The organism is Mesorhizobium sp., from assembly GCF_004963255.1.
Lineage (GTDB): Bacteria > Pseudomonadota > Alphaproteobacteria > Rhizobiales > Rhizobiaceae > Mesorhizobium.
In genome coordinates, this window is record NZ_SUGA01000048.1 from 1 (window position 1) to 20645 (window position 20645).

A 20645-nucleotide genomic window follows, 5' to 3' on the forward strand; every position below is an offset into this window, starting at 1 on the left:
TGACGGCGGCGATCTTCAGGCCGCCACGCAGCTTGTTGACGACCAGCGTGGCCAGAGCCTCGCCTTCGACGTCTTCCGAGATGATGAGCAGCGGCTTCGAGGTCTGCACGACGGCTTCGAGAACCGGCAGCATGGCCTGGAGGTTGGACAGCTTCTTCTCGTGCAGGAGGATGTAGACGTCCTCGAGTTCGGCAACCATCTTGTCGGCGTTGGTGACGAAGTAGGGCGAGAGGTAGCCGCGGTCGAACTGCATGCCTTCGACGACTTCGAGTTCGGTCTCGGCGGTCTTGGCTTCCTCAACCGTGATGACGCCTTCGTTGCCGACCTTCTGCATCGCTTCGGCGATCATCTTGCCGACCGAAGCATCGCCGTTGCCGGCGATGGTGCCGACCTGGGCAACCTCTTCGGAGGTCTTGATCTTCTTGGCGTTCTTGATCAGGGTCGCAACGACGTCGGTTACCGCGAGGTCGATGCCGCGCTTCAGGTCCATCGGGTTCATGCCGGCGGCAACGGCCTTGTGGCCTTCCTGGACGATCGACTGCGCCAGAACGGTCGCGGTCGTGGTGCCGTCGCCAGCGATGTCGTTGGTCTTCGAAGCAACTTCGCGGACCATCTGCGCGCCCATGTTTTCGAACTTGTCCTCAAGCTCGATTTCCTTGGCGACGGTGACGCCGTCCTTGGTGATGCGCGGGGCGCCGAACGACTTGTCGATGACCACGTTGCGGCCCTTGGGGCCGAGCGTGACCTTCACCGCGTCAGCGAGGATGTTGACACCGCGCAGCATGCGCTCGCGGGCATCGCGGGAGAATTTTACGTCTTTGGCAGCCATTTTTAGCTCCTGGCAGGGGCTTCAATCGAGCCCGGGAATTCAGTTGACGAAAGGGCCTGATATGAGCCGATGATGCCCATGATGTCGGATTCCTTCATGATCAGAAGGTCTTCGCCATTGAGCTTGACTTCCGTGCCCGACCACTTGCTGAACAGGATGCGGTCGCCGGCCTTGACGTCCAGCGGGACCAGCTTGCCAGCTTCGTCACGAGCGCCGAAGCCGACAGCGATGATCTCGCCTTCCTGCGGCTTTTCCTTTGCCGTGTCGGGGATGATGATCCCGCCAGCGGTCTTGGATTCGGATTCGACCCGGCGAACGACCACGCGGTCATGCAGCGGGCGGAACTTCGACTTTGCCATTTTCGGATTTTTCCCTGGTGCGCTGTTGAGGGGTTTTTGTTAGCACTCGCGATGGACGAGTGCTAACGCGATAGTGAGGTAGGCTGTAAGCGGGCACTCGTCAAGACGGACGAGGGCAGGCGAGGAGCTCTGGCCCCCTCCCCGGTGGAACCCAACGCATACGCGGCATCCGCGTTGATGGCTGCGAGCCCCACATTTCCATTGAATTCGGCGTCATGACGCCAACTTGCTCGCGCCGCTTCCAAGTCGTCAGTCGTGCTGCCGTCAGCACGAACATAGGGCTGCGCTTCACTTCCCGTCGAAGCCGCGGCAAGCAGCGTCGCCGTCAGCACGCTCCTTTGCAGATGCTTGCCAAAGGTGGACAGTGAGCGCACCTGCGCCGGGCTGTTGGTGCGAACGTAAGACGTCATTGACAACTCCTTTTTGCAAGTCGAGCCCCTTCTCCACCTTCGGCCGCCGTCGACGCGAAGAAGTCCGCATCGCGTTGAAGACGAGCTGCGAAAAAGAGAAAGATGTGTTTGATGGCTGCGGCCCCAACGGTGCCTTCAGATTTGAGATCACTTCCGCCGCGAGCGGCTGAAGCTCCTCGCAACGTCAAATCGAATCTGCTGCCAAGCCTCCAGGAAAGGAGAGCATTGCTCATCTCGCGCTTGTGCATGCAGTCAACCTTCGATCCGTGTTGCCACATCAAGAGCAAATGCCGTGCCAAAGCTCACTGGGAAGTGAACGCATGGCTCTCCCTGAAAACCTCACAAATCCAGCATGGTCAATTGTGCGGAACCCGACATGCGTCTTCTGCCACTGTCAGCTTTCGGACAGGCATGACGCGTTTCGCGCCGACCACCGGTCGATCGGTTTTGGGGCCGGTCTGTTCGCCTCATAAGAGCGCGTTACATTGCGTAGCGGTTTCCCGAGCGCCGCCACATGACACTGGACCTGCAGGTAGCACCGGCTTCTCATCCAGCCTTACTTTGGCCCCCTCGCGTATCAAATTCCCGCTGGCGAGCCCTGCTTTCATAGATCGCACCATGCCGGATGTCTGCTCTGGCGCCCGACCCGCTGGCACGATCTCGATCCGGCATAAGGGCGCAGCATCTTTGCAGGCCGTTTCATCCCGGCGTCCTGCTTGGCTGACAGACCGCACTTGGCGAGCGGTCTCCATGCTCTCTCCAAGGACCATCCCTGCGGCTGGCTTGTCGACCTATGGGCGGGTCCGGCCGCCCGAAACCCTCGCGCCATCAGCTTTTTTCCCCGCCGCCTGCGGCGGCTTCCTCGCGCCGCTTCGCTCACAAAAAAGCTGCCCGCTCGGGTCCTTCACTGTCGCTGCGGCCCTGTCGGATTCAGGCGGTCCTGACGCGCCCATTACGGTGCGCCATCGCAGGGGATGGTCCCCGGCGAAACCACAAAAGGAGACTTCGAAATGACCGCGATCGGTTACGTCAACAAGCAGGAAAACGGCGCCTACAAGGGCCAGTTCAAGACGCTCAGCGTCCGCGCCGACATCGATATCGTCCCCAACCAGGCCAAGAGCGCCGATAACCATCCCGACTTCCGGGTGCTTACGCAAGGGGTCGAAGTCGGCGCTGGCTGGATCCGCACCGGCGAGACTTCCGGCAAGGATTATGTGAGCCTGTCGATTGCAGCGCCGGAGTTCGGACCGCGCAAGCTCTACGCCAATCTCGGCCGAGCCGCCGGCCAGGACGATCACGACACCTACGCCATCATCTGGAACCCGGCCGACTGACCGGCCGAGATAAGAGCCTCGCGCCGCAGCCCCGGCGCGGGGCTCATTCCCAGGAGTTCCACCCAAACCCCGTCCGCCCTAAAGGGCGGCGAAAACTCTCCCCCGACTCTTCGCCCGTCCCCGAGACGATCTCCCTCGCCCATCCTCGCCCTCGCTTGTCCGAAGCGAAACGAGGATCATCATGGACGACGAAAACGAACGCGCGGCCCGCGCGAAAAAGGGCAGCCCGTTTCTCAGCACAGCCCAAGCCGCCTTCTATATCGGGCTCTCCCAGCGCACGCTCGAAAAGATGCGGCTCAAGGGCGGCGGCCCGAAATTCCGCAAGCACGGCCGCTATGTCCGCTATCACATCGACGAACTCGACCATTGGTCGAAAGGACACCCGCAGCACTCCATCGCCGGCGATGGCAAGGCCGGTTCCGGCCAGGGCGGCACGGGAGGCCGTTCATGAGGCGGCGCCCTTCCATCCATCTGATCGGCAGCCGCCTGAGGCGTGTTCGAGCCCGTAAGACGGTCGCCTTGGCCGCGGCCGGTCTCGGTCTTTTGGGCTTCACGGCGCTGGGAAAGCCCGCCCCTTGGCTGGTCTGGAACGCCTCGGCCAGCGCGCCGATCGGCCTTTACCGCATCGCTGCGGGAGCGCTGGCGCGTGGCGATCTCGTGCTCGTGCGCCCGCCTGAATACGCGGCGTATCTCGCCGCCGAGCGCAGCTATCTGCCTCGCAATGTGCCGCTGGCAAAACGTCTTGCAGCGCTGCCGGACGATAATGTCTGCGCCTTCAATGACGCCATCATCATCGGCGGCGACATCGTCGCGCGCCGGCTCAAAATCGACGCCGAAGGCCGACCTTTGCCATGGTGGAACGGCTGCCGAGCGCTCGGGGATAACGAGGTTTTCCTGCTCGGCAGCGACAAAAACCGCTCCTTCGACAGCCGCTATTTCGGGCCTGTTCCCACTCAAAATGTCATCGGGAGGCTCGTACCACTATGGACCGAGTGACCCTCCTCTTGTTGGGCATGATCGCCATTGCGCCATGCGCCTGTTCCGCCTCGACCGGCGCTGAGCCGGTCGCCATCTCCCAAAGTCCGCAGCTGCGAAAGTGGCAGACGTTGGTATCGGAAGCAAGCCGGCGCTTCCATATTCCCCAAGCCTGGATCTATGCCGTCATGGCTGCCGAAAGCGGCGGCAAGACAATGCGCGGCGGCCGCCCCATCACCTCCCCCGCTGGCGCCATGGGCCTCATGCAGGTGATGCCCGGCACCTATGAAGAGATGCGGGTCGAACACGGCCTTGGGCCTAACCCCCACGATCCGCGCGACAATATCCTGGCCGGCACGGCCTATCTCAGTGCCATGTATGACCGCTTCGGATTTCCTGGCCTGTTTGGCGCCTACAATGCCGGTCCCGAGCGCTACGACGAGCATTTGAAGCGTGGCAAACCGCTGCCAGAAGAGACCGTCGAGTACCTCGACCAACTCAAGGCGGCCGGAGTTTCGGCGGCCGACATCGAGGCGTTCGAAAGCCAATCTGTCGCTCCAAAGGCGCAAATCGCTCCTCTCGGACGGTCGCTGTTCTTCATTCATGACGGTGTTCACTCAGGCGTGCGAAACGGCGATCTCTTCGTGCCGCTCGGCAAGGACGGCGCGCAGCCGAAGGAGCCGGTGCGTTAGCCATGGCGGACGGGGGCGCGTCTGGCGGGGCTGGGCGCGGAAGGCAAGATAAAGGTACCGCCTCCAGGAGGCGGTTAAATCTTTGTCTGCACATCGTTTTTCCGGGAGGCTGCCGCCGGTGCCAAGAGGGTTTGACGTGTAAGTGTCTGATTTTGCTTGATATGTCTGGGAGGCTCGCATTAAGGATGACGAGTTCAGGCCGAAGCTCGGCAAAATCGGGTCGCGCGGCTCGAAGGCCGGCAAACGCTATGCCGGCCAGGTTCGTGCGGCGATCAACCGGGCTGGCGGCCGGCCGCAACGCGGTGGTCGCTTCACAGGAAGCCGGACAGGGCGCGGCGGGGCGGCCGCCGCACTGCTGAAATCGCGCGACCGGTATGCCGCCTTCCGCCAGCGCCGGGTGATCGTCAAGGCGCGGGTCGTCAAGCTCGCCGGCAAGGGCGCGGACGGGGCGCGTGCCCATCTACGCTATCTTCAGCGCGACGGGGTCACCCGCGAAGGTGAACCTGGCGAGCTCTACGGCGCCGACAGCGGCCGCGTCGACGGCAAGGCGTTCATCGATCGCGCGGACGGCGACCGCCATCAGTTCCGCTTCATCGTCGCTGCCGAAGACGGCATCGAGTACGACGACCTCAAGGCGCTGACGCGGCGGCTCATGGCGCAGATGCAGGAAGACCTCGGCACGAAGCTCGACTGGGTCGCGGTCGATCATTTCAACACCGGCCACCCGCACAGCCACATCATCGTCCGTGGCAGGGACGACCGTGGCGAGAACCTGGTCATCGCGCGCGAATATATCTCATCTGGCATCCGCGAGCGGGCGGCCGAGCTGGTCAGCCTCGATCTCGGTCCGCGAACCGACCGCGAGATTGAGCTTCGCCTGCGCCGGGAAATGGAGCAGGAACGCTTCACCAGCATCGACCGTCGGCTGCTCAGCATGCGTGATGATGACGGCCTGGTCTCGCCGGGCGGTCCCGACGCCATTCGCCAGACGCTGCACCAGGGACGGCTGCGCAAGCTCGAGCGGATGGGTCTGGCCGCGGAGGTCGGCGCTGGCTCCTGGCGCCTCGACGATGAGCTCGAAGCCACGCTGCGCCGCACCGGCGAACGCGGCGACATCATCAAGACCATGCACCGCGAACTGACCGGCAAGGGGCTTGCCCGCAGGGCCGCCGACTGGGTGATCCACGATCGATCCGGCGAGCCCGTCCAGTCTCTCGTCGGTCGCGTTGTCGCGCGTGGACTGGCCGACGAGATCAATGACCGCCATTACATGATCGTCGACGCCGTCGACGGTAAGAGCCATTGGATCAACATCGGTAGAGGCGAGGCGATGGAAACGATGCCTAATGGCTGCATCGTGCGTGTCGCGCCAAGGAACACCGAGCCGAGGCAGGTCGATCGTACCATCGCCGAAATCGCCGCCGCGCATGGCGGCCGTTACGACGTCGATATGCACCTGAAGCATGACCCATCCGCCACCGAGAGCTTTGCGCGAACGCATGTGCGGCGGCTGGAGGCGATCCGCCGCGCGACCGGCGGCGTTGAGCGAGAGCCGAACGGCACCTGGCTCATCGCGCCGGACCATCTCGATCGCGTCGCGAATTATGAGGGCCAGCGGGCCAGGGCCGAGCCTGTCGTTGCCGACAAGCTCTCCTCAATGGCGCTGGAGCGACAGGTCAGCTTCAACGGCGCCACCTGGCTCGACCGGGAGCTGGTTGCCGATAGACCCGAGCCTTTGCACGGATCCGGCTTCGGCCGCGACGTGAGAGAGGCGCAAGCTCGCCGGCGGCAGTGGCTGATCGCGCAAGGCCTCGCGCATAAAGAACAGGATGGGATCGTCTATCGAGCCAACATGCTTTCGATCCTGCGCCAGCGAGAACTGAACCGTGTTGCTGGCCAACTGTCGGAGGAACTTGGCCTGCCCTATGCCGAAGCGCGATCCGGAGGACGAGTAGAGGGTACGCTCCGCCGCTCCGTCGAGCTTGCCAGCGGAAAATATGCCGTCGTTGAAAAGTCGCGCGAGTTCACGCTGGTGCCATGGCGGCCGGTGCTTGAGCGCCATGTGGGCAAGGAGGTCTCCGGTGTCGTGAGTGGGGAGGGGATTTCATGGACCGTCGGCCGGCAAAGGAGCGGACCTGGTGTTTCGTGAGATGGTGTACAGCTTTTTAGCCAGCGGCGCGGGCAGCCATGCGAGCCCGCGTAGACCTTATGGCCGCACGCCCGCAATCGGTCGCATGGACCTGCCAGGCGGGGCGGCTTTGGAGCGTTCGGACCCGACACGCTGCGTGAGTGGCCAGACTTCGAGCGCTCGAAGATGCGGACTGTTGTCTGCTGGCCGGCGTTATTCCGGCTGGCCTATGACCGCGGCGCAACAGTTCACCGCTGAAGTTGCCACGGGCGAACATCGACAAGAGAAAAAACACCATTGCGCGTTACAAATCGCCGTTGAAAGCGTTTAGGTTGCATGCGCTTCGCCAAGTAAACGGATACCCCAGAAGAGAGCCATGACCACGGCCCGCCATATCGTGACGCTGCTTAAAAGCCACATTGCCGGCGACGAGGATCGTTTCCTCTCTATCGCGATGCAGCTTGCTGCGCATGAGGCACGTCAAGGCCATGGCAAGCTTGCTCAGGAGCTCAAGGATCTGGTCGACGCAGCCAAGAGCAGGGACGCCCGGATTGCCAAGAGCAGTCGGCCGGTTCCCCTTTTTCAGCCAAAGGGCGAACTCGCAGGCCTCCTGCATGTGCGCTATCCGGACCTGCGACTGACGGACATGATTTTGCCGGACAGTCTGCGCTCGCGCCTGCACCGCGTGCTGGGAGAGCAGCGCCAACAAGCAAGCTTGCGCGAGCACGGGCTTGTTCCCCGTCGCAAACTGCTTCTGGTCGGCCCGCCAGGATCAGGCAAGACGATGACCGCATCGGCATTGGCCGGGGAGCTTCATCTGCCCCTTTTCATGATCGTCCTCGATGGTTTGATCACCAAGTTCATGGGAGAGACTGCCGGAAAGCTGCGGCTTGTTTTTGATGCAATGCAGGCGACGCGGGGCGTCTACTTCTTTGACGAATTCGATGCCATCGGCGCGCGTCGAGGCGAACGCCAGGATGTTGGCGAGATTCGGCGCGTGCTGAATTCGTTTCTGCAGTTTCTCGAGCAAGACGACAGCCACAGCCTGATTATTGCGGCAACAAATCATCCCGAGCTGCTCGACAGAGCTTTGTTCCGCCGTTTCGACGATGTCATCGAATACGCCGTGCCCGATCGGCCGATTATCGAGGCGCTGCTTCGGGCTCGACTCGACCGCTTCGACACCAGAGGGCTTGCCTGGAACGAGGCGATCTCTCAGGCAGAGAGACTGTCGCAGGCCGAGATCACCCGCGCGGCCGACGACGCTGCAAAAACCATCATATTGCGGGGGGGGAAGCGGATCACCTCGGAAGCGCTCATCGACGCTCTGAAGGAACGCCGGCAGGCTTCGCTGTCTGAGTAGCGACAGCACAGATCATAATGGCAGACGATTTTCCGCGCGACCGCGCCCATATCCACCTTCGCAACAACGGCATTCGGGAAGCCTATCGGCGGCCCAACCAACTTATACATGCACCGCCGCTGCCGGCGCGTGATCGGGCGTCGCATGCTGCGGCCTTGACGCAATCCATCGAACAAGCGGTCGAAAGTGCACGCCAGCAGATTGCGGCGCGTGACCCCCAGCTGTCGGTCGGCACGCCTGGCTTTTACCTCGAGATCGATCTGCCCATGTCCGGACGGGCGGCCCTCGACCAGTTGGCCGATCGTCGCCAGCACATGGAGCTGGTCGCCGTCCATGAGCCAACTCAACCCGGTGCTCCCATCACAGCGTCGGTGTTCCTGCCGCAAAGCGCGCAAGCCTATTATTTGCGGAAAGTCGAGGCGTATCGAGACGTTGACACTGACCGCGGCAGACCGCGCAACGAGCCGCTCGTCTCCCGCATGGAGACAGTCAGGCTGGCGACTGCACGATCGTTGTTTACCGACCACGACGACCTCTTCCCCCAGGCCGCTGACGAGCAGGTGTGGTGGGAAGTCTGGCTGCGCGACGGTCGCCGCGAGAACTTCGAGCACATTGCCGAAGCCCTGAACATCACTTTGCGCACGCATGCGGTCAGGTTTCCGGAGCGGGTGGTCATGCTGGCACTCGCCAGCACGGCAATGCTCGACCGCATGATTGCGCACAGCGATGTCGTCGCCGAGCTGCGGCGCGCGAAGGATACGCCGTCCTTCTTCATGGGCCTTGGCGGCGCGGAGCAAAGGGACTGGAGCGACGAGCTTCTCGGGCGCGTCAGACCGCCTCAATCCGATATTGCGGTCTGCATTCTCGACAGCGGCGTACGTCGCACCCACCCGTTGATCGAACCCGCACTTGCCGTTGAAGACTGGCACACCGTCAAACCGGCATGGGGCAGCGACGACACACCTGCGTGGAGCGGCCACGGGACGCGAATGGCAGGTGTCGGCCTGTACGGTGATCTGGTCCCGCTCCTGGTCGGAGGCGATCCAGTTCCATTGCCCTTTCGGCTGGAGAGTGTCCGTATCCTTCCGCCAGAAGACGAGGCAAACGATCCAGAACTCTATGGCTCGATCACCGCGGAAGCGATCGCCCGCGCCGAGGTGCAGGCGCCGGAGCGCCGCCGCGCGATCGCAATGGCTGTGACAAGCGCCAGTCCGGCGCGTGGAAGGCCCACATCGTGGTCTGCCGCTATCGACCAACTCTGTTTCGAAGAGGAGCAGCGACGCTTGATCGTTCTCTCTGCCGGCAACATCGGCGATGACCTCATGCCGGCCGAGCATTTGACGCGCAACGATCTGGAAGCAGTCGATGATCCTTCTCAGGCCTGGAATGCGCTGACGGTCGGCGCTTTCACAGAAAAGGTCGATATCATTGACACCGACTTTGCGGGCTACGCTCCGATCGCGCCGGTCGGCGAGCTCTCGCCGCGCAGTCGCACTTCGGTCGTTTGGGACAGGCAGTGGCCGGTGAAGCCCGAGGTCGTCTTCGAAGGCGGCAATCTCGCCCATGACGGTGTGTTGCCTGGCGAGCCGATCGACGATCTGCAGATATTGACCACTTTCTATCGACCCGAACTGCGCCACTTCACCACCCTCGGAGATACGAGCGCGGCAACGGCCCATGCCGCACGGATGGCGGGACTAATTCTATCAGCGCGCCCCGAGCTGTGGCCTGAAACGGTTCGCGCCCTGATCGTCCACTCGGCCGAATGGACTCCGGCGATGCGCGCACGCATCGATGCGTGCAACGGAGCGAAGGGCGAGATCCAGGCGCTCGTGCGGCGCTATGGTTACGGCGTGCCAGATCTTGGGCGCGCGCTTCTGTCAACGGTGAACGACCTCACGCTTATCGTTGAAGATGAGCTTCAGCCTTTCCAGCGCGAGGGCGGCGCGGCTGCCAAAACGCGTGACATGAAGCTGCATCGCCTGCCTTGGCCGAAGGAGCAGCTCGCGGCGCTCGGCGCTGCCCAGGTCGAGCTCCGCGTCACGCTGTCCTATTTCATCGAACCCAACCCCGGTGAACGCGGATGGACCCGCCGGCATCGTTACGCGTCCCATGGTCTTCGGTTCAGAGTAAAGTCAGCGACCGAGACAGTCGACGAATTCCGAGCCCGCATCAATCAGGCCGCTCGGGACGAGGAGGAAGGGGCGCCTGCTGGAGGCGGAGAAGAGTGGCTGCTCGGCACCTTCCGCGATCGCGGCTCGTTGCACGCCGATTTCTGGTCGGGCAGCGCCGCCGATCTCGCCGAGCGTGATGCGATCGGCGTGTTCCCGGTCGGGGGCTGGTGGAAGGAGAAGCCTTACCTGGAACGCGTCGACGCTCTGGCTCGGTACGCCCTGATTGTGACGATGCGGGCGCCTGGGGTCGATGTTGACATCTTCACACCCGTCGAAGCAGCCCTGACTGTCGAGACGTCGGTCGAGACCTGATGCAGCACTGTCCAAATCGGCCAACAACGGAGGTTTGACCAGCCTCTGGTGCCATGGCGGCTGGTGCTGGATCATCACGTCGGCAACAGGGATCATGCGCGGAGGACGATAGGCCGGCAAAGGAGCGGGCCAAGCGTGTGATAATGGCGCCCATGGTCACGCCCACAAGCCGCGCCCCCTGCGTCTACGGAGAGGTGCGCGTCTGTTTAGGCGGCCGAGACATCGCTTACCTGATCAACGCGCTCGCCGTATTTGCGCCTGTAAGCGGCAATGAAATCGTCGTCGCTACAGATGCAGCGGCCGCTGGAGTCCTTGGCCTTCGGATCGTGCAAGTGAGAGCCAAGGGGGCGCAGAAGATTCACCCGAGTGCTCGTCGTCGGGCTCATGGGAAACCCCGCACTATGTTTGACCAAATCCGCGGCAAGCATAATCCCGGCAAGCACCGACTGAAAGGCCATCGGAACCACAGTTCGAACGCGGCGACTTCCTTCGCTAAGCTGGAACACCAGACCGCCGCAGATAGCCTGCTGATAAAAGGAGCGCAGGGGCTGGCCGACAAACGGGGCTAGCGGTTCAAACGGCACAGCCATCGCTGTAGCCACGCGAACTACAAAGTCGTTGGGAACTCCGGCATTGGTCTGCAGGAGCGTTTTCACCTGCTCGTGTGCTTCCGGTATTCCGAGTTCCTCGGCAATCAGCTGGTGCTCGTCCTTGGATTTTCCGGATGGCAGGTACATGCAACAAAGGCAAGCCTGGCCGTCATCGAAACCATGCCGGGAGATACCGAGATCGTGCTCCTGCGTCCAAGCGTTTGCGATCCATCGCGGCAGTGCACCTTGGACAGCCAGACGGTCGGCGGCGGTGTCAAGCGCCACACCCACTTGGTCGAAGACCCAATTGCCCCGGCGCGCAACATATTCTGCCCACGTCAGAGGGTGCGCCTCGACCTCAAGGGCAGTCGATCTAAGGGCGGTGGCTGCAAGAACCGCTTTGGACATACCAATCTCCGCCTGGCCAGCCAATGCGTAGCGCTGCAGGTTTGAGAGTTCGATCGCTTCGTGATCGATTACATGCAGACGACCTTTGAGATCGGGTTGTCTCGCTAGCGCCCAAAGCGAGCCATGGCCTATCGCACCGAGCCCAACGAGGTGGGTTTCGCCAAGGTCGACTGGGAAGTCGATCGGGCCAGGCTCTCCGGCTTTGGTCTTGTCGTAGCTGCATAGCGAGAGGTCGATGGTTTCGTCCAACTCGGCGCCGGTCAACTGGGCAGCGAAGATAGTTCGAAAGACGTTGGCGGCGCCGAAGCAACTGGCGGCGCCAGCTCCATAAGGCAGCAGACTTGGGCCAGAGCCCACCGGGTCCGTACGCGACAGCTTTGCCGCCCAACCGTCCGATCCCACGAAAAAGATCGGGCACCGGAGTGATGGGCGCGTTACCCCTGCAACGACGCAGACGGTGGCAGACTTGCCGGAACGCCGGATGCCGACTTTTGGATTGATCGACTTTGCCAAGCGCTCCAGCGCTTGGGCTTGAGAGCTCGCCGCGCTGTCCAGCGGGAGTATCGCCAGAACCGGGTAGAGCCTAGCGAGCAATCTCACCGCAAGATCTAGTGTCGCCTGGCCTTCGGCGCAGGAAGCGGCCTGATGGTCGAAGGCGACTGCCACGACCTGCTTTTCAAGAGCTGCTTTGAAGTCTCCCAGATGAAAATCGGCCAGGACCTGAGATGCCGCCGTGGCGGCGCGATCGATGAAGTTAGCGAATGCCATTGTTCAACTCGATATCATGATCATTCGCGACAGTGCCGCGGGAGGGAGCGCATTCCATTTGGCCTTTTCGTCAAGCCGATAGGCGGCGACCCGAGCAAAATCGAAAGGCTCGCGGGCGAAATTCGGCACTACCAGCGACAGACACCCAACCGTGGTAGCAACCGCATAAGCGTCGTCCGTCGTCGAATGGTAGGCGCGGCCCGGATGGCTGTGAATCTGGGCCAAGAGTTTCAGGCCGCTTTTGTAGAGCCAGACATTGAGCCGGTGCAGTTCTTCGGCCGCAACGATCACGCAAACGCCATCGTTTGTCCGAATGTGACGCTGCGCCGGGATAACCGTCTCTGTTACGGCAAAGTGCCGCTCTTGCTGAACGCCGACCCAGAGCGCCATCCCCTCATTGCCCTCGCGACCAACTGAGCGCAGATGCCCATGCGTGGTCGAGATGCAGCCGCGCGGGAGAGTCACGATCGTTACATCTCTCAAACCAGTCATTCTTGTATCGCCTGAGGGGATACCACCATTCCTACGATTGTCGGTTGGAGTTGAATCTGCAACTGCTCTATAGGAACGATTCCGTACTTGATGATCTTGTCCAGGATGAAGGCCAAACAGCCTTCGCCAGAACCCCGATGAAGCAGCCATGGATCACCTGAATGGGCTGGATTGTCGTGGTATTCCCGGACGCCCGCCATGCACAGGAATGGTTCGTCCTCGGGACTGTTGGCCTGGATGAAGTCCGTCAGCGGCACGGCGTTCTGCTGGATGAGAGCTCCTATCATCTCCGGCGGCGTTCCGGGCAGCGGCGGACGTCTAAGCATTTTCAGGTATAGATCTTTCCGGGCAATCGGATGACGCGTAAACGGATCGACGAAGACCACGGACGGTGGTCTTAAGTCGTAGTCGGTGAAGTCGACCTCGCTCGCTGCGCTGACCACCCGTGGCTTTAACTTGGGGCTGGCGAAAATGAAGAAAGCGCGCGGAAAGGTCGCCTCGATCAAGAAGCAGCCCTGAGCCCGATAGACATCAGCATATGGCCGGAACCGGCCGATCTCCCGATCAAACTTCGCTCGGGAGACCTCCGGATCCACACTTTGGTGTTTAGGCACCTGCGACGCCCGCCTTCAGGCTGAGGAACAGGGTCACAGTATTCGGGAAACCGAAGTCGCCAAGCTTCTTGTCGACATCGAGCAAGTTGCCGGCCTCATCCTTGAATTCCCAATTCTCGGCTGGTTGGGCGACATTCTGCGTGTTCTCAAGGGCTTTGGTACGAATGACGTGAAGCGGCTGGTTGGGATTGGCTTCGACCTGCGTGGGCTGGCCGTTCACCACCACCGTGATCTCGATCTTGCCCGGTCCGCCGCCGTGATTATCGCCCTTACCCGAATCCTTCGACATTGTCCTACTCCTGTGGCTTGCCAACCGCCCCACGCCCTGGCGCCCACCTGCGAGTGAGACCGGCGGTCTTCAATCGTTCACCCGGCGCCACGGCCGCGAGTACGCGAAAGACAGGGGATAAGCTACCGAATCGGTGCTTGCCTTCTTTTATGGGTGACTTGAGCCGCAAGTAAATGGTCTCAAATTGCTCCTCACAACTATAATCGATTAGAGCAATGCAAAAATATTGGCGACACGCCTATTCATCTGCTCTCTCACTCGCCTGCTCCGTGCTTGGCAAGGGGAGCTTTGACTGCGTCACGCGTCCCCCAAGCAGCCGATTGCGCCGGCAGCGCCGTAGGAACCGTCGTTCAGAGTCTTCACCACTCAAGCAGCCGCATGGATGCAGCCGACGCTCGTCTCCACAAACAGCGCAAGTGGTGCCTTGTTGGATAAGGTCGCCTCGTCCCTGGTGCAGCATCTGTCGGAACGGGTCCGCTGCGAGACCATGCCTCATCATCGCGCATGCGCAGCAGCCGGCGGTCGATGCTCGTAAGGCGTTCTGCTCATTTCGTGGCGAAGGCGCTGCTCGACTCGCGGACATATGCGGGCACCGAGGCGGAGGCTGACCAGTCGGCGCCGCGTTCGCGGATGTCGCTTGCAATGTGCTCGCGTGCGTTTGCCGCCGGCGACCTTGCCGTCCTCGCCTGCTATGGCGAGCCGGCGCAAGCGGATTGCTCGATACTGCCGGCGAGGCTGCGGGCCGGTCCTAACGGCCGTTCACAAGAGCTTGCATCAGCAACTGGCAATCGGATCGATAACTTCGCGATCGCCGTTATGGCGCGGAGATGCGGTCTCGCCGGGTTGTGGCTGGCGCTTCGTTGTGGGCGGCGCGTCGTAGCCGAGGGAGCAGGGGCGGCGCCATGATCCAGACCGAACGCGCGCTGCAGCAGGTGCTTGAGTGGGGGCGTGCCCTGACCGGTTTCGCGGATGAGCATGCTGAGGAAGCGGTAAGGGGCGGCCAGTATATCCTGCAACGCATTCACCCGAGCCTGCGCGACACCAGCGCCCGCACCGGCCGCGATCCGCAGGACGAAACGCTGATCGTGGCGTTCTATCGCGAACTGGCGCTGCTGTTCTGGCTAGACGATTGCAACGACGTTGGCCTGATCGCGCCGGAGCAGCTCGCCGCCCTGGAGCAGGCGCTGGGGCACGGCGTACCGTGCGTGCTCTCCGGATTCGAGGGCTGCGCTCAGCTGCGCGCTTCGCTGGCTGCGCTCGCTTACGATCGTCACGACTATGCTCGGCTTCTCGACTATACCCGGTGCTACTGCGCGGCGCTGCGCGCCGGACACGCGCAGGCGGCAGGGGCGCGACGCTGGTCTTACGCCGAGTACCTGCACAACGGCATCGATTCGATCGCTTACGGGACCGTGTTCTGTTGCCTGTCGCTGCTGTGGGGGCTGGACATGGCGACCTTGCGCGCGCGTCCAGCGTTTCGCCAGGTCCTGCGGCTCATCTCAGTGATAGGGCGCCTGCAGAACGATCTGCATGGACGCGACAAGGACAGGTCGGCCGGCGATAACGCGGCGATCCTGCTTCTGCAGCGCTATCCGGCTATGCCTGTGGTTGAGTTCCTCAACGACGAGTTGGCCGGCCATACGCGCATGCTGCACCGGGTGATGGCGGAAGAATGCTTTCCCGCGCCGTGGGGACCGTTGATCGAGGCGATGGCGGCGATCCGCGCGCAGTACTACCAGACTTCGACCAGCCGCTATCGCAGCGACGCTGCAGGGGGAGGCCAGCGTGCGTCGGCCTGGACGCGCCGGAGGCGGCGGCTTGGGCGCGCTGCCGTCGGTTCGATCCGACGCAACGCCGTCGCCCGCTGCTACGGATGGAGCGAGCATGAGCGACACCGCCCTGAGCCGGGGAAGGACGAACATCTGGACATCGTGCTGGATCGGCGAACGGCGCCGGCCACGGTGGCCGCTGGCTGGGAGTACATCCATCTCGAACACTGCGCACTGCCCGAGTTGGACCTGACGCAGATCGACCTGCGCGCCTCGCTGCTGGGCAAGGCTATGCGCGCGCCGCTGCTGATCAGCTCTATGGCCGGCGGCATGCCACGGGCCGAGGCCATCAACCGGCATTTGAGCGAGGCAGCGCAAGCCTTGGGGATCGCCATGTGCGGTTCGCAGCGTGTGAGCCTGCAATCCCGCAACTCCCAGGGGCTAACGCGCGCGCTGCGCCGCCTGGCGCCAGACATTCCCTTGCTGGCCAATATCGGCGCCGCGCAACTGCGGGAGGCCGACGGCCTGGACCTGGCGCGTCGCGCGGTGGACGCGCTGGAGGCCGATGGGCTCATCGTCCATCTCAATCCGCTGCAGGAAGCGGTACAGCCGGAGGGCGACCGCGAACTGGCGCGGCGTCCTGGCGCTGATCGCTGGCGCCGCGCGCATCGTGGGCGTGCCGATGGTGGCCAAGGAAGTGGGGGCGGGCCTGTCCGCCTCGGTGCCTGTGCGCTCGTCGAGGCGGGCGTGGCGGTAATCGATGTCGCCGGCGCCGGCGGCACCAGTTGGGCCGCAGTGGAGGGCGAGCGCGCCCGCAATGCCGCCGACCGTGCAGTGGCGATGTCATTCGCCGATTGGGGGATTCCACCCTGACCAGCGTGCAGGCGGTGCGTCGGGCGCTGCCAACGGTGAAGCTGATCGCGTCGGGCGGGATCCGCGATGGCGTCGACGTGGCCAAGGCCATCCGCCTGGGCGCGGACATCGCCGGGCAGGCGGCCAGCGTGCTGGGCGCGGCGACAGTGTCCACCGGGGCCGTTGTCGCGCATTTCGAGATCGTCATCCGCCAGTTGGCCGTCGCCTGCTTCTGCACGGGCTCGGCTGATCTGGCGGCGTTGCGTCAGGCGCGCTTGTTGCCCTCGTCGCATTTGTCCGCCGGTTGATGTCGGCGTCGTCCGCACGCTAACAGCAGGCTGCTGAAATACCTACGCCAAAGACAGACTATTGATCCCCCTGGCGAGACGGCTCGATTGACGGGAGCGATGTGTTCATGGAGCAGCTGTTCACGATGAAGCGGTTGGAAGATTTCGTTCCAGCCGGTCATCCTGGTGCCCGCACCGGCTGATGATCAATGGAGCGCTGGTGCGGCTAGACGGCATCCTTTCCGGCATGTACGCCTGCAGTGCCAAAGGCGGTCGCCCCAGCGTTGCGCCGGAGAAATTGCTGCGGGCCGTGTGTTGCAGGTGTTCTACAGCGTCCGTCGGAATTGATGCAGCAGGTGCTGCTGTGGCAAGGCCAAGACCCGGGAATGCCGTCAGCTTTGATCAGGCGCTTCGGGCCGTCGGAAACGCGCGAAGAGTCCGGCTTTCGAAAAAGGCCGAACGCCTCAGATAAAGCCAGAACTCCTTGGGTCACCATCAAACCAATTTGACGCCCCGGGACAATTTCGTCCGGCATTGTCCGGTGTGCGACGATGTTGGGGATGCGACATAGGCGGATTGCCGTGTATTTAAACCGCTTTTCCTTTGGCACGCATATTGCGCCCTATCGGTAAACCTCGTCATGGGCCGGCGGCAATCGCTCGGAGATTGTCGAAATAGCACAATGATTTCTGCCGGGGTGACATCCGGCCCGACTAGAGCAGGACCTTTCAGATGATGCAGAAAAGCAAGCGGCCATACTCGCGGGGAAATAGTCGCGTCAGGGCTGCATGGACGCTCTTTCCTGGTTGTTTCGGCGGCGGACGCCAACTCTTCAATCGGCACCCGAACCAGTGCCTGGATGTCCAAGGAGCGCCCCTGTTGCGCGTGCCTGGCTGCACCCGCGTGCTGGCTCTCCTCCAAGGCGACGCTTCGGCGCTGCTGCAGACCGGCGACGAGAACCCAACTTCAAAATTAGCATTCCGAAAACCGAAAGAAGTGAACAGGTATGTCCAGGATCGGCGCTTTGACGCGCGCCGCATGGCGATCGGCAACTCAGACGCTGGCCAAGGGTTCGAAAAGTTTACACCCGACGCTAGCGCCGGCCGATTTCAAGCGCGCACTTACGATCAACGATCGATATGGCGGGCTCACTGTCAATGTCCCCAAAATGCCTTTCTGGCTGACCGGGGGTGAAGCCTTCGTCTACCGCCGGACTAGCCACGGCGAGCAGCAGTTCATGCAGGTCGATGCTGCCACGGGTTTCAAGCGGCCCGCTTTCGATCAGGCGCGTCTGGCGGCAGCGCTAAACAAGGTGAGCCATGAGAGCTATCAAGCCGGCAATCTTCCGTTCGACCGTTTCGAACTGAGTGAGGATGGTCGCAGGCTCGACTTCCAGATTGAAGACACCCGGTGGAGCTGCGACCTTGCAAGCTATGACTGTACCAGCACCACATTCGATGCAAGGAAAGGGGACCGTAGGGAGCTCAGCCACCGCTACACGCCGCCAGCGGAGAACAACCCCGACAAGAGCAACGCGTCGCCCGACGGCAAATGGATCGCCTATATCAAGAACTGCAACGTTTTCCTGCGCAGCGAGGACGGATTGCAGGATGTTCCTCTGAGCCGGGACGGAGCCGAAGGCAATTGCTACGTCTTTTCGACGCTGAGCTGGTCGCCGGACTCGCGCCACCTCGCCGCTTACCTTGTTCGCCCCGGCTATAGGCGAGAGGTCCGCTACCTCAATTCTTCGACGGACCAGTTGGAGCGGGAATATTCAACAAAATTCTATCCCAGGCCGGGCGATGTCCTTCCGCTGCCCCAGCCAGTCCTGTTCGACATTGCCGGCCGGCGCCAGATCGTGATTGACGGTGCCCTCTTCTCGAACGTCTTCGAACTTTCCCCTCTCCGGTGGTGGGCGGACAGCCGCGGCTTCACTTTCGAATATAACCAGCGCGGGCATCAGCTTTATCGCCTGGTCGAGGTAGACGCCGCCTCGGGCCGCGGGCGCTCCCTGATCGATGAGACCAGCGAGACATTCGTTGATTATTTGCCGCTGGGGCATGGCCAGGAGGATGCCGGAAAAATCTTCCGTTACGATGTCGATGACGGGAAGGAGATCATCTGGGCATCAGAGCGCGACGGGTATGAGCATTTGTATCTTTTCAACGGCCGGACAGGCGCGCTCGAAAACCAGATCACGCGAGGTGAGTGGGTCGTCCGGAGGGTCAACCATGTCGATCCGGTCAAGCGTCAGATCTGGTTCGAGGCGAGCGGGATGAACTCGCAGGAGGACCCCTATTGGGTCCATGCTTACCGCATCGGCTTTGACGGCAAGGGACTGACTGCACTGACGCCCGAACCGGCCAACCACCATATCGAGTTCTCGCCTGACAGGCGCTATTATGTCGATCTCTGGTCACGCATCGATCTGCCCCCGCGCATGGCACTCTACCGCGCCAGCGACAATGCCAAGCTCCAGCAGATCGAGACGGCCGACATTTCTGAGCTCGTCGCCGCAGGCTGGCAGCCGCCGCTCAGTTTCCATTCCAAGGGGCGCGACGGCAAAACTGACATCTGGGGCGTGCTCCACCTGCCAGCCAACTTCGACCCGACGAAGAAATACCCGGTTGTGGAGAATATCTATGCTGGACCCCACGGCTCCTTCGTCCCAAAATCCTTCTCGCGGTGGACAGAGCCGCTCACGCAGCTGGGCTTCGTCGTTGCTCAGATCGACGGCATGGGCACCAACAACCGCTCCCGCGCCTTCCATGATGTTGCTTGGAAGAATCTGAAGGACGCAGGATTTCCCGATCGCATTCTGTGGCACAAGGCGGCGGCCGCGCAATATCCATGGTACGACATATCCAACGTCGGCATTTTTGGCGCATCCGCCGGCGGCCAGAGTGCAGTCAGCGCGCTGCTCTTTCACCCCGATTTCTACAAGGTCGCCGTCGCCAAAAACGGCTGCTTCGACAACAGGATAGACAAGACCTGGTGGAACGAACTTTGGATGGGGTGGCCGGTCGGCATTGAATATTCGCAATCCTCCGCCGTTGACAATGCTCACAGGCTGCAGGGCAAGCTGATGATCGCGGTCGGCGAAATGGATGATAATGTCGATCCGTTTTGCTCGTTCCAGCTTGCCGATCGACTCATCAAGGCAGGAAAAGATTTTGACATGGTCTACGTTCCTGGTGCCAATCACCATACTCTAGGCACCTACACCGAGCGCAAACTCCTAGACTTCTTCGTTCGCAACATTCTCGGTCAGACCCCGCCCGACTGGAACACCAAACCGATCGAGCTGGAATAGCTTGTGGCTCTTGCAATTGTTAGCTCGCCTTATCAGCTGTAATCAGGGCGAGGCGCGAGCAAATCTGCACCGAAGGACGATCGTGGAGTCTAGGACTTGCGCTGCGTATTGAGGATCGGCTCGCCGCGACGTTGGTCTGAGCAAACTGCTTGATAGGCACGCCTGCAGACCGCGTGTGTGCGATTGCAAGATCCCCTATCAGCCTGGTGTGAAGCGTTCAGGGGAAAAGCCGCACCCAACGCCGCTTCCGCTCGCCGTAACGCTACGGCGGTGCGGCCCACCGATCCGCTCGACGAGCATTGGAACACATAGGTCCCCGAACGGACGATTGCCTTGGCAATAGAAGACCCTCGTCGGTCATCGCCGCTGTGGGTGGCAGCCCGTCGGTCTGGAGCTGCCACGATTCTCATCCTCGCGTCACATATGAGCTGAAGCTTTCCGGATCGGGTATCCAATCGGCATCCAGTTGCTCGGCGATATGGTTGAATTCTGCCCTCAGGACAAGAGTGAGTAGAGCAGCCCCGCTACGAAAATCCCATCCTGGTTCGTTTGACGCATCGACTATTCAGATTGATTGGCGTGATACCCGGCGCGGCCGCAACACGCGAGGCCGTCAACCGCTGAGCAGAAAACCAGCCTTCGCCTTCCGCGGCGGCGGACCTCGTCAGCCTCTCGAAAGCTTGCCTG

Annotated in this window: 14 protein-coding genes and 4 pseudogenes; 11 read left to right on the plus strand and 7 right to left on the minus strand. The window is 62.1% G+C overall.

Features of this window, described 5'->3' with window-relative positions:
• The 3 genes and pseudogenes from groEL to E5X34_RS29795 form a co-directional block, all read right to left on the minus strand.
• Window positions 1–829 (minus strand): chaperonin GroEL (groEL, locus tag E5X34_RS29785; RefSeq protein WP_292572446.1); only part of this gene is annotated, 829 nt, incomplete at its 3' end.
• Window positions 830–894: 65 nt separating this feature from the next.
• Window positions 895–1188 (minus strand): annotated as a pseudogene (groES, locus tag E5X34_RS29790) (co-chaperone GroES); the annotation flags it as partial.
• 62 nt (window positions 1189–1250) lie between these two features.
• Entirely contained in the window at window positions 1251–1598 is a 348-nt protein-coding gene (locus tag E5X34_RS29795; RefSeq protein WP_063169239.1) for a hypothetical protein, read from the minus strand.
• Window positions 1599–2608: 1010 nt separating this feature from the next.
• Here E5X34_RS29795 and E5X34_RS29800 point away from each other — a divergent pair.
• From E5X34_RS29800 to E5X34_RS29830, 7 genes are all read left to right on the plus strand, one after another.
• On the plus strand, window positions 2609–2932 hold the full coding sequence (locus E5X34_RS29800; RefSeq protein ID WP_024505644.1) for a DUF736 domain-containing protein: 324 nt from the start codon (window positions 2609–2611) through the stop codon (window positions 2930–2932).
• Window positions 2933–3113: 181 nt separating this feature from the next.
• Window positions 3114–3383 (plus strand): helix-turn-helix domain-containing protein, encoded by a 270-nt coding sequence (locus E5X34_RS29805; protein WP_024505645.1) that lies wholly within the window; start codon window positions 3114–3116, stop codon window positions 3381–3383.
• Entirely contained in the window at window positions 3380–3928 is a 549-nt protein-coding gene (locus E5X34_RS29810) for a S26 family signal peptidase (protein ID WP_024505646.1), read from the plus strand. The genes E5X34_RS29805 and E5X34_RS29810 overlap by 4 nt, the downstream gene beginning before the upstream one ends.
• Complete coding sequence (locus E5X34_RS29815; RefSeq protein WP_024505647.1) at window positions 3916–4599, plus strand: lytic transglycosylase domain-containing protein; 684 nt, start codon at window positions 3916–3918, stop codon at window positions 4597–4599. Before E5X34_RS29810 ends, E5X34_RS29815 begins: the two co-directional genes overlap by 13 nt.
• 178 nt (window positions 4600–4777) lie before the next feature.
• Entirely contained in the window at window positions 4778–6748 is a 1971-nt protein-coding gene (rlxS, locus tag E5X34_RS29820) for a relaxase/mobilization nuclease RlxS (protein WP_024505648.1), read from the plus strand.
• A gap of 355 nt (window positions 6749–7103) precedes the next feature.
• Window positions 7104–8090, plus strand: a complete 987-nt coding sequence (locus tag E5X34_RS29825; protein ID WP_024505649.1) for an ATP-binding protein — start codon at window positions 7104–7106, stop codon at window positions 8088–8090.
• Between the two features lie 17 nt (window positions 8091–8107).
• Window positions 8108–10576, plus strand: coding sequence for a S8 family peptidase (locus tag E5X34_RS29830; protein WP_063169237.1), 2469 nt, complete (start codon window positions 8108–8110; stop codon window positions 10574–10576).
• A 206-nt stretch (window positions 10577–10782) separates the two neighbouring features.
• On the opposite strand, the gene E5X34_RS29835 is transcribed toward E5X34_RS29830, so the two are convergent.
• Genes E5X34_RS29835 through E5X34_RS29850 form a run of 4 tightly spaced genes read right to left on the minus strand, consistent with a single transcriptional unit; the run spans window position 10783 to window position 13737 of the window.
• Window positions 10783–12342: an E2 ligase fold family C protein gene (locus E5X34_RS29835; protein WP_024505651.1), complete on the minus strand. Its 1560-nt coding sequence runs from the start codon at window positions 12340–12342 to the stop codon at window positions 10783–10785.
• A gap of 3 nt (window positions 12343–12345) precedes the next feature.
• Window positions 12346–12834 (minus strand): Mov34/MPN/PAD-1 family protein, encoded by a 489-nt coding sequence (locus tag E5X34_RS29840; protein ID WP_024505652.1) that lies wholly within the window; start codon window positions 12832–12834, stop codon window positions 12346–12348.
• A complete protein-coding gene (locus E5X34_RS29845; protein ID WP_024505653.1) occupies window positions 12831–13448 on the minus strand; it encodes a putative metal-binding protein in 618 nt (205 codons plus the stop codon). Before E5X34_RS29845 ends, E5X34_RS29840 begins: the two co-directional genes overlap by 4 nt.
• Complete coding sequence (locus E5X34_RS29850) at window positions 13441–13737, minus strand: DUF2604 domain-containing protein (protein WP_024505654.1); 297 nt, start codon at window positions 13735–13737, stop codon at window positions 13441–13443. Before E5X34_RS29850 ends, E5X34_RS29845 begins: the two co-directional genes overlap by 8 nt.
• Before the next feature lie 902 nt (window positions 13738–14639).
• Between E5X34_RS29850 and E5X34_RS29855 the strand changes: the two are divergent.
• The 4 genes and pseudogenes from E5X34_RS29855 to E5X34_RS29870 all read left to right on the plus strand — a co-directional run.
• Window positions 14640–15533: pseudogene (locus E5X34_RS29855) on the plus strand (hypothetical protein); the annotation flags it as partial.
• 88 nt (window positions 15534–15621) lie between these two features.
• Window positions 15622–16666, plus strand: a pseudogene (fni, locus tag E5X34_RS29860) (type 2 isopentenyl-diphosphate Delta-isomerase).
• 86 nt (window positions 16667–16752) lie between these two features.
• Window positions 16753–16984, plus strand: a pseudogene (locus tag E5X34_RS29865) (IS5/IS1182 family transposase); the annotation flags it as partial.
• Between the two features lie 667 nt (window positions 16985–17651).
• Entirely contained in the window at window positions 17652–19958 is a 2307-nt protein-coding gene (locus E5X34_RS29870) for a S9 family peptidase (protein ID WP_063169235.1), read from the plus strand.
• Window positions 19959–20645: the final 687 nt, after the last annotated feature.

Excerpts from the sequence above, each read along its gene's own strand:
- E5X34_RS29825 (WP_024505649.1), top strand. The coding sequence starts at position 7,104 with ATGACCACGGCCCGCCATATCGTGACGCTGCTTAAAAGCCACATTGCC.
- E5X34_RS29795 (WP_063169239.1), bottom strand. The coding sequence starts at position 1,598 with ATGACGTCTTACGTTCGCACCAACAGCCCGGCGCAGGTGCGCTCACTG.
- E5X34_RS29815 (WP_024505647.1), top strand. The coding sequence starts at position 3,916 with ATGGACCGAGTGACCCTCCTCTTGTTGGGCATGATCGCCATTGCGCCA.
- E5X34_RS29830 (WP_063169237.1), top strand. The coding sequence starts at position 8,108 with ATGGCAGACGATTTTCCGCGCGACCGCGCCCATATCCACCTTCGCAAC.
- E5X34_RS29850 (WP_024505654.1), bottom strand. The coding sequence starts at position 13,737 with ATGTCGAAGGATTCGGGTAAGGGCGATAATCACGGCGGCGGACCGGGC.
- E5X34_RS29835 (WP_024505651.1), bottom strand. The coding sequence starts at position 12,342 with ATGGCATTCGCTAACTTCATCGATCGCGCCGCCACGGCGGCATCTCAG.
- E5X34_RS29800 (WP_024505644.1), top strand. The coding sequence starts at position 2,609 with ATGACCGCGATCGGTTACGTCAACAAGCAGGAAAACGGCGCCTACAAG.
- E5X34_RS29805 (WP_024505645.1), top strand. The coding sequence starts at position 3,114 with ATGGACGACGAAAACGAACGCGCGGCCCGCGCGAAAAAGGGCAGCCCG.
- E5X34_RS29870 (WP_063169235.1), top strand. The coding sequence starts at position 17,652 with ATGTCCAGGATCGGCGCTTTGACGCGCGCCGCATGGCGATCGGCAACT.
- E5X34_RS29810 (WP_024505646.1), top strand. The coding sequence starts at position 3,380 with ATGAGGCGGCGCCCTTCCATCCATCTGATCGGCAGCCGCCTGAGGCGT.
- E5X34_RS29840 (WP_024505652.1), bottom strand. The coding sequence starts at position 12,834 with ATGACTGGTTTGAGAGATGTAACGATCGTGACTCTCCCGCGCGGCTGC.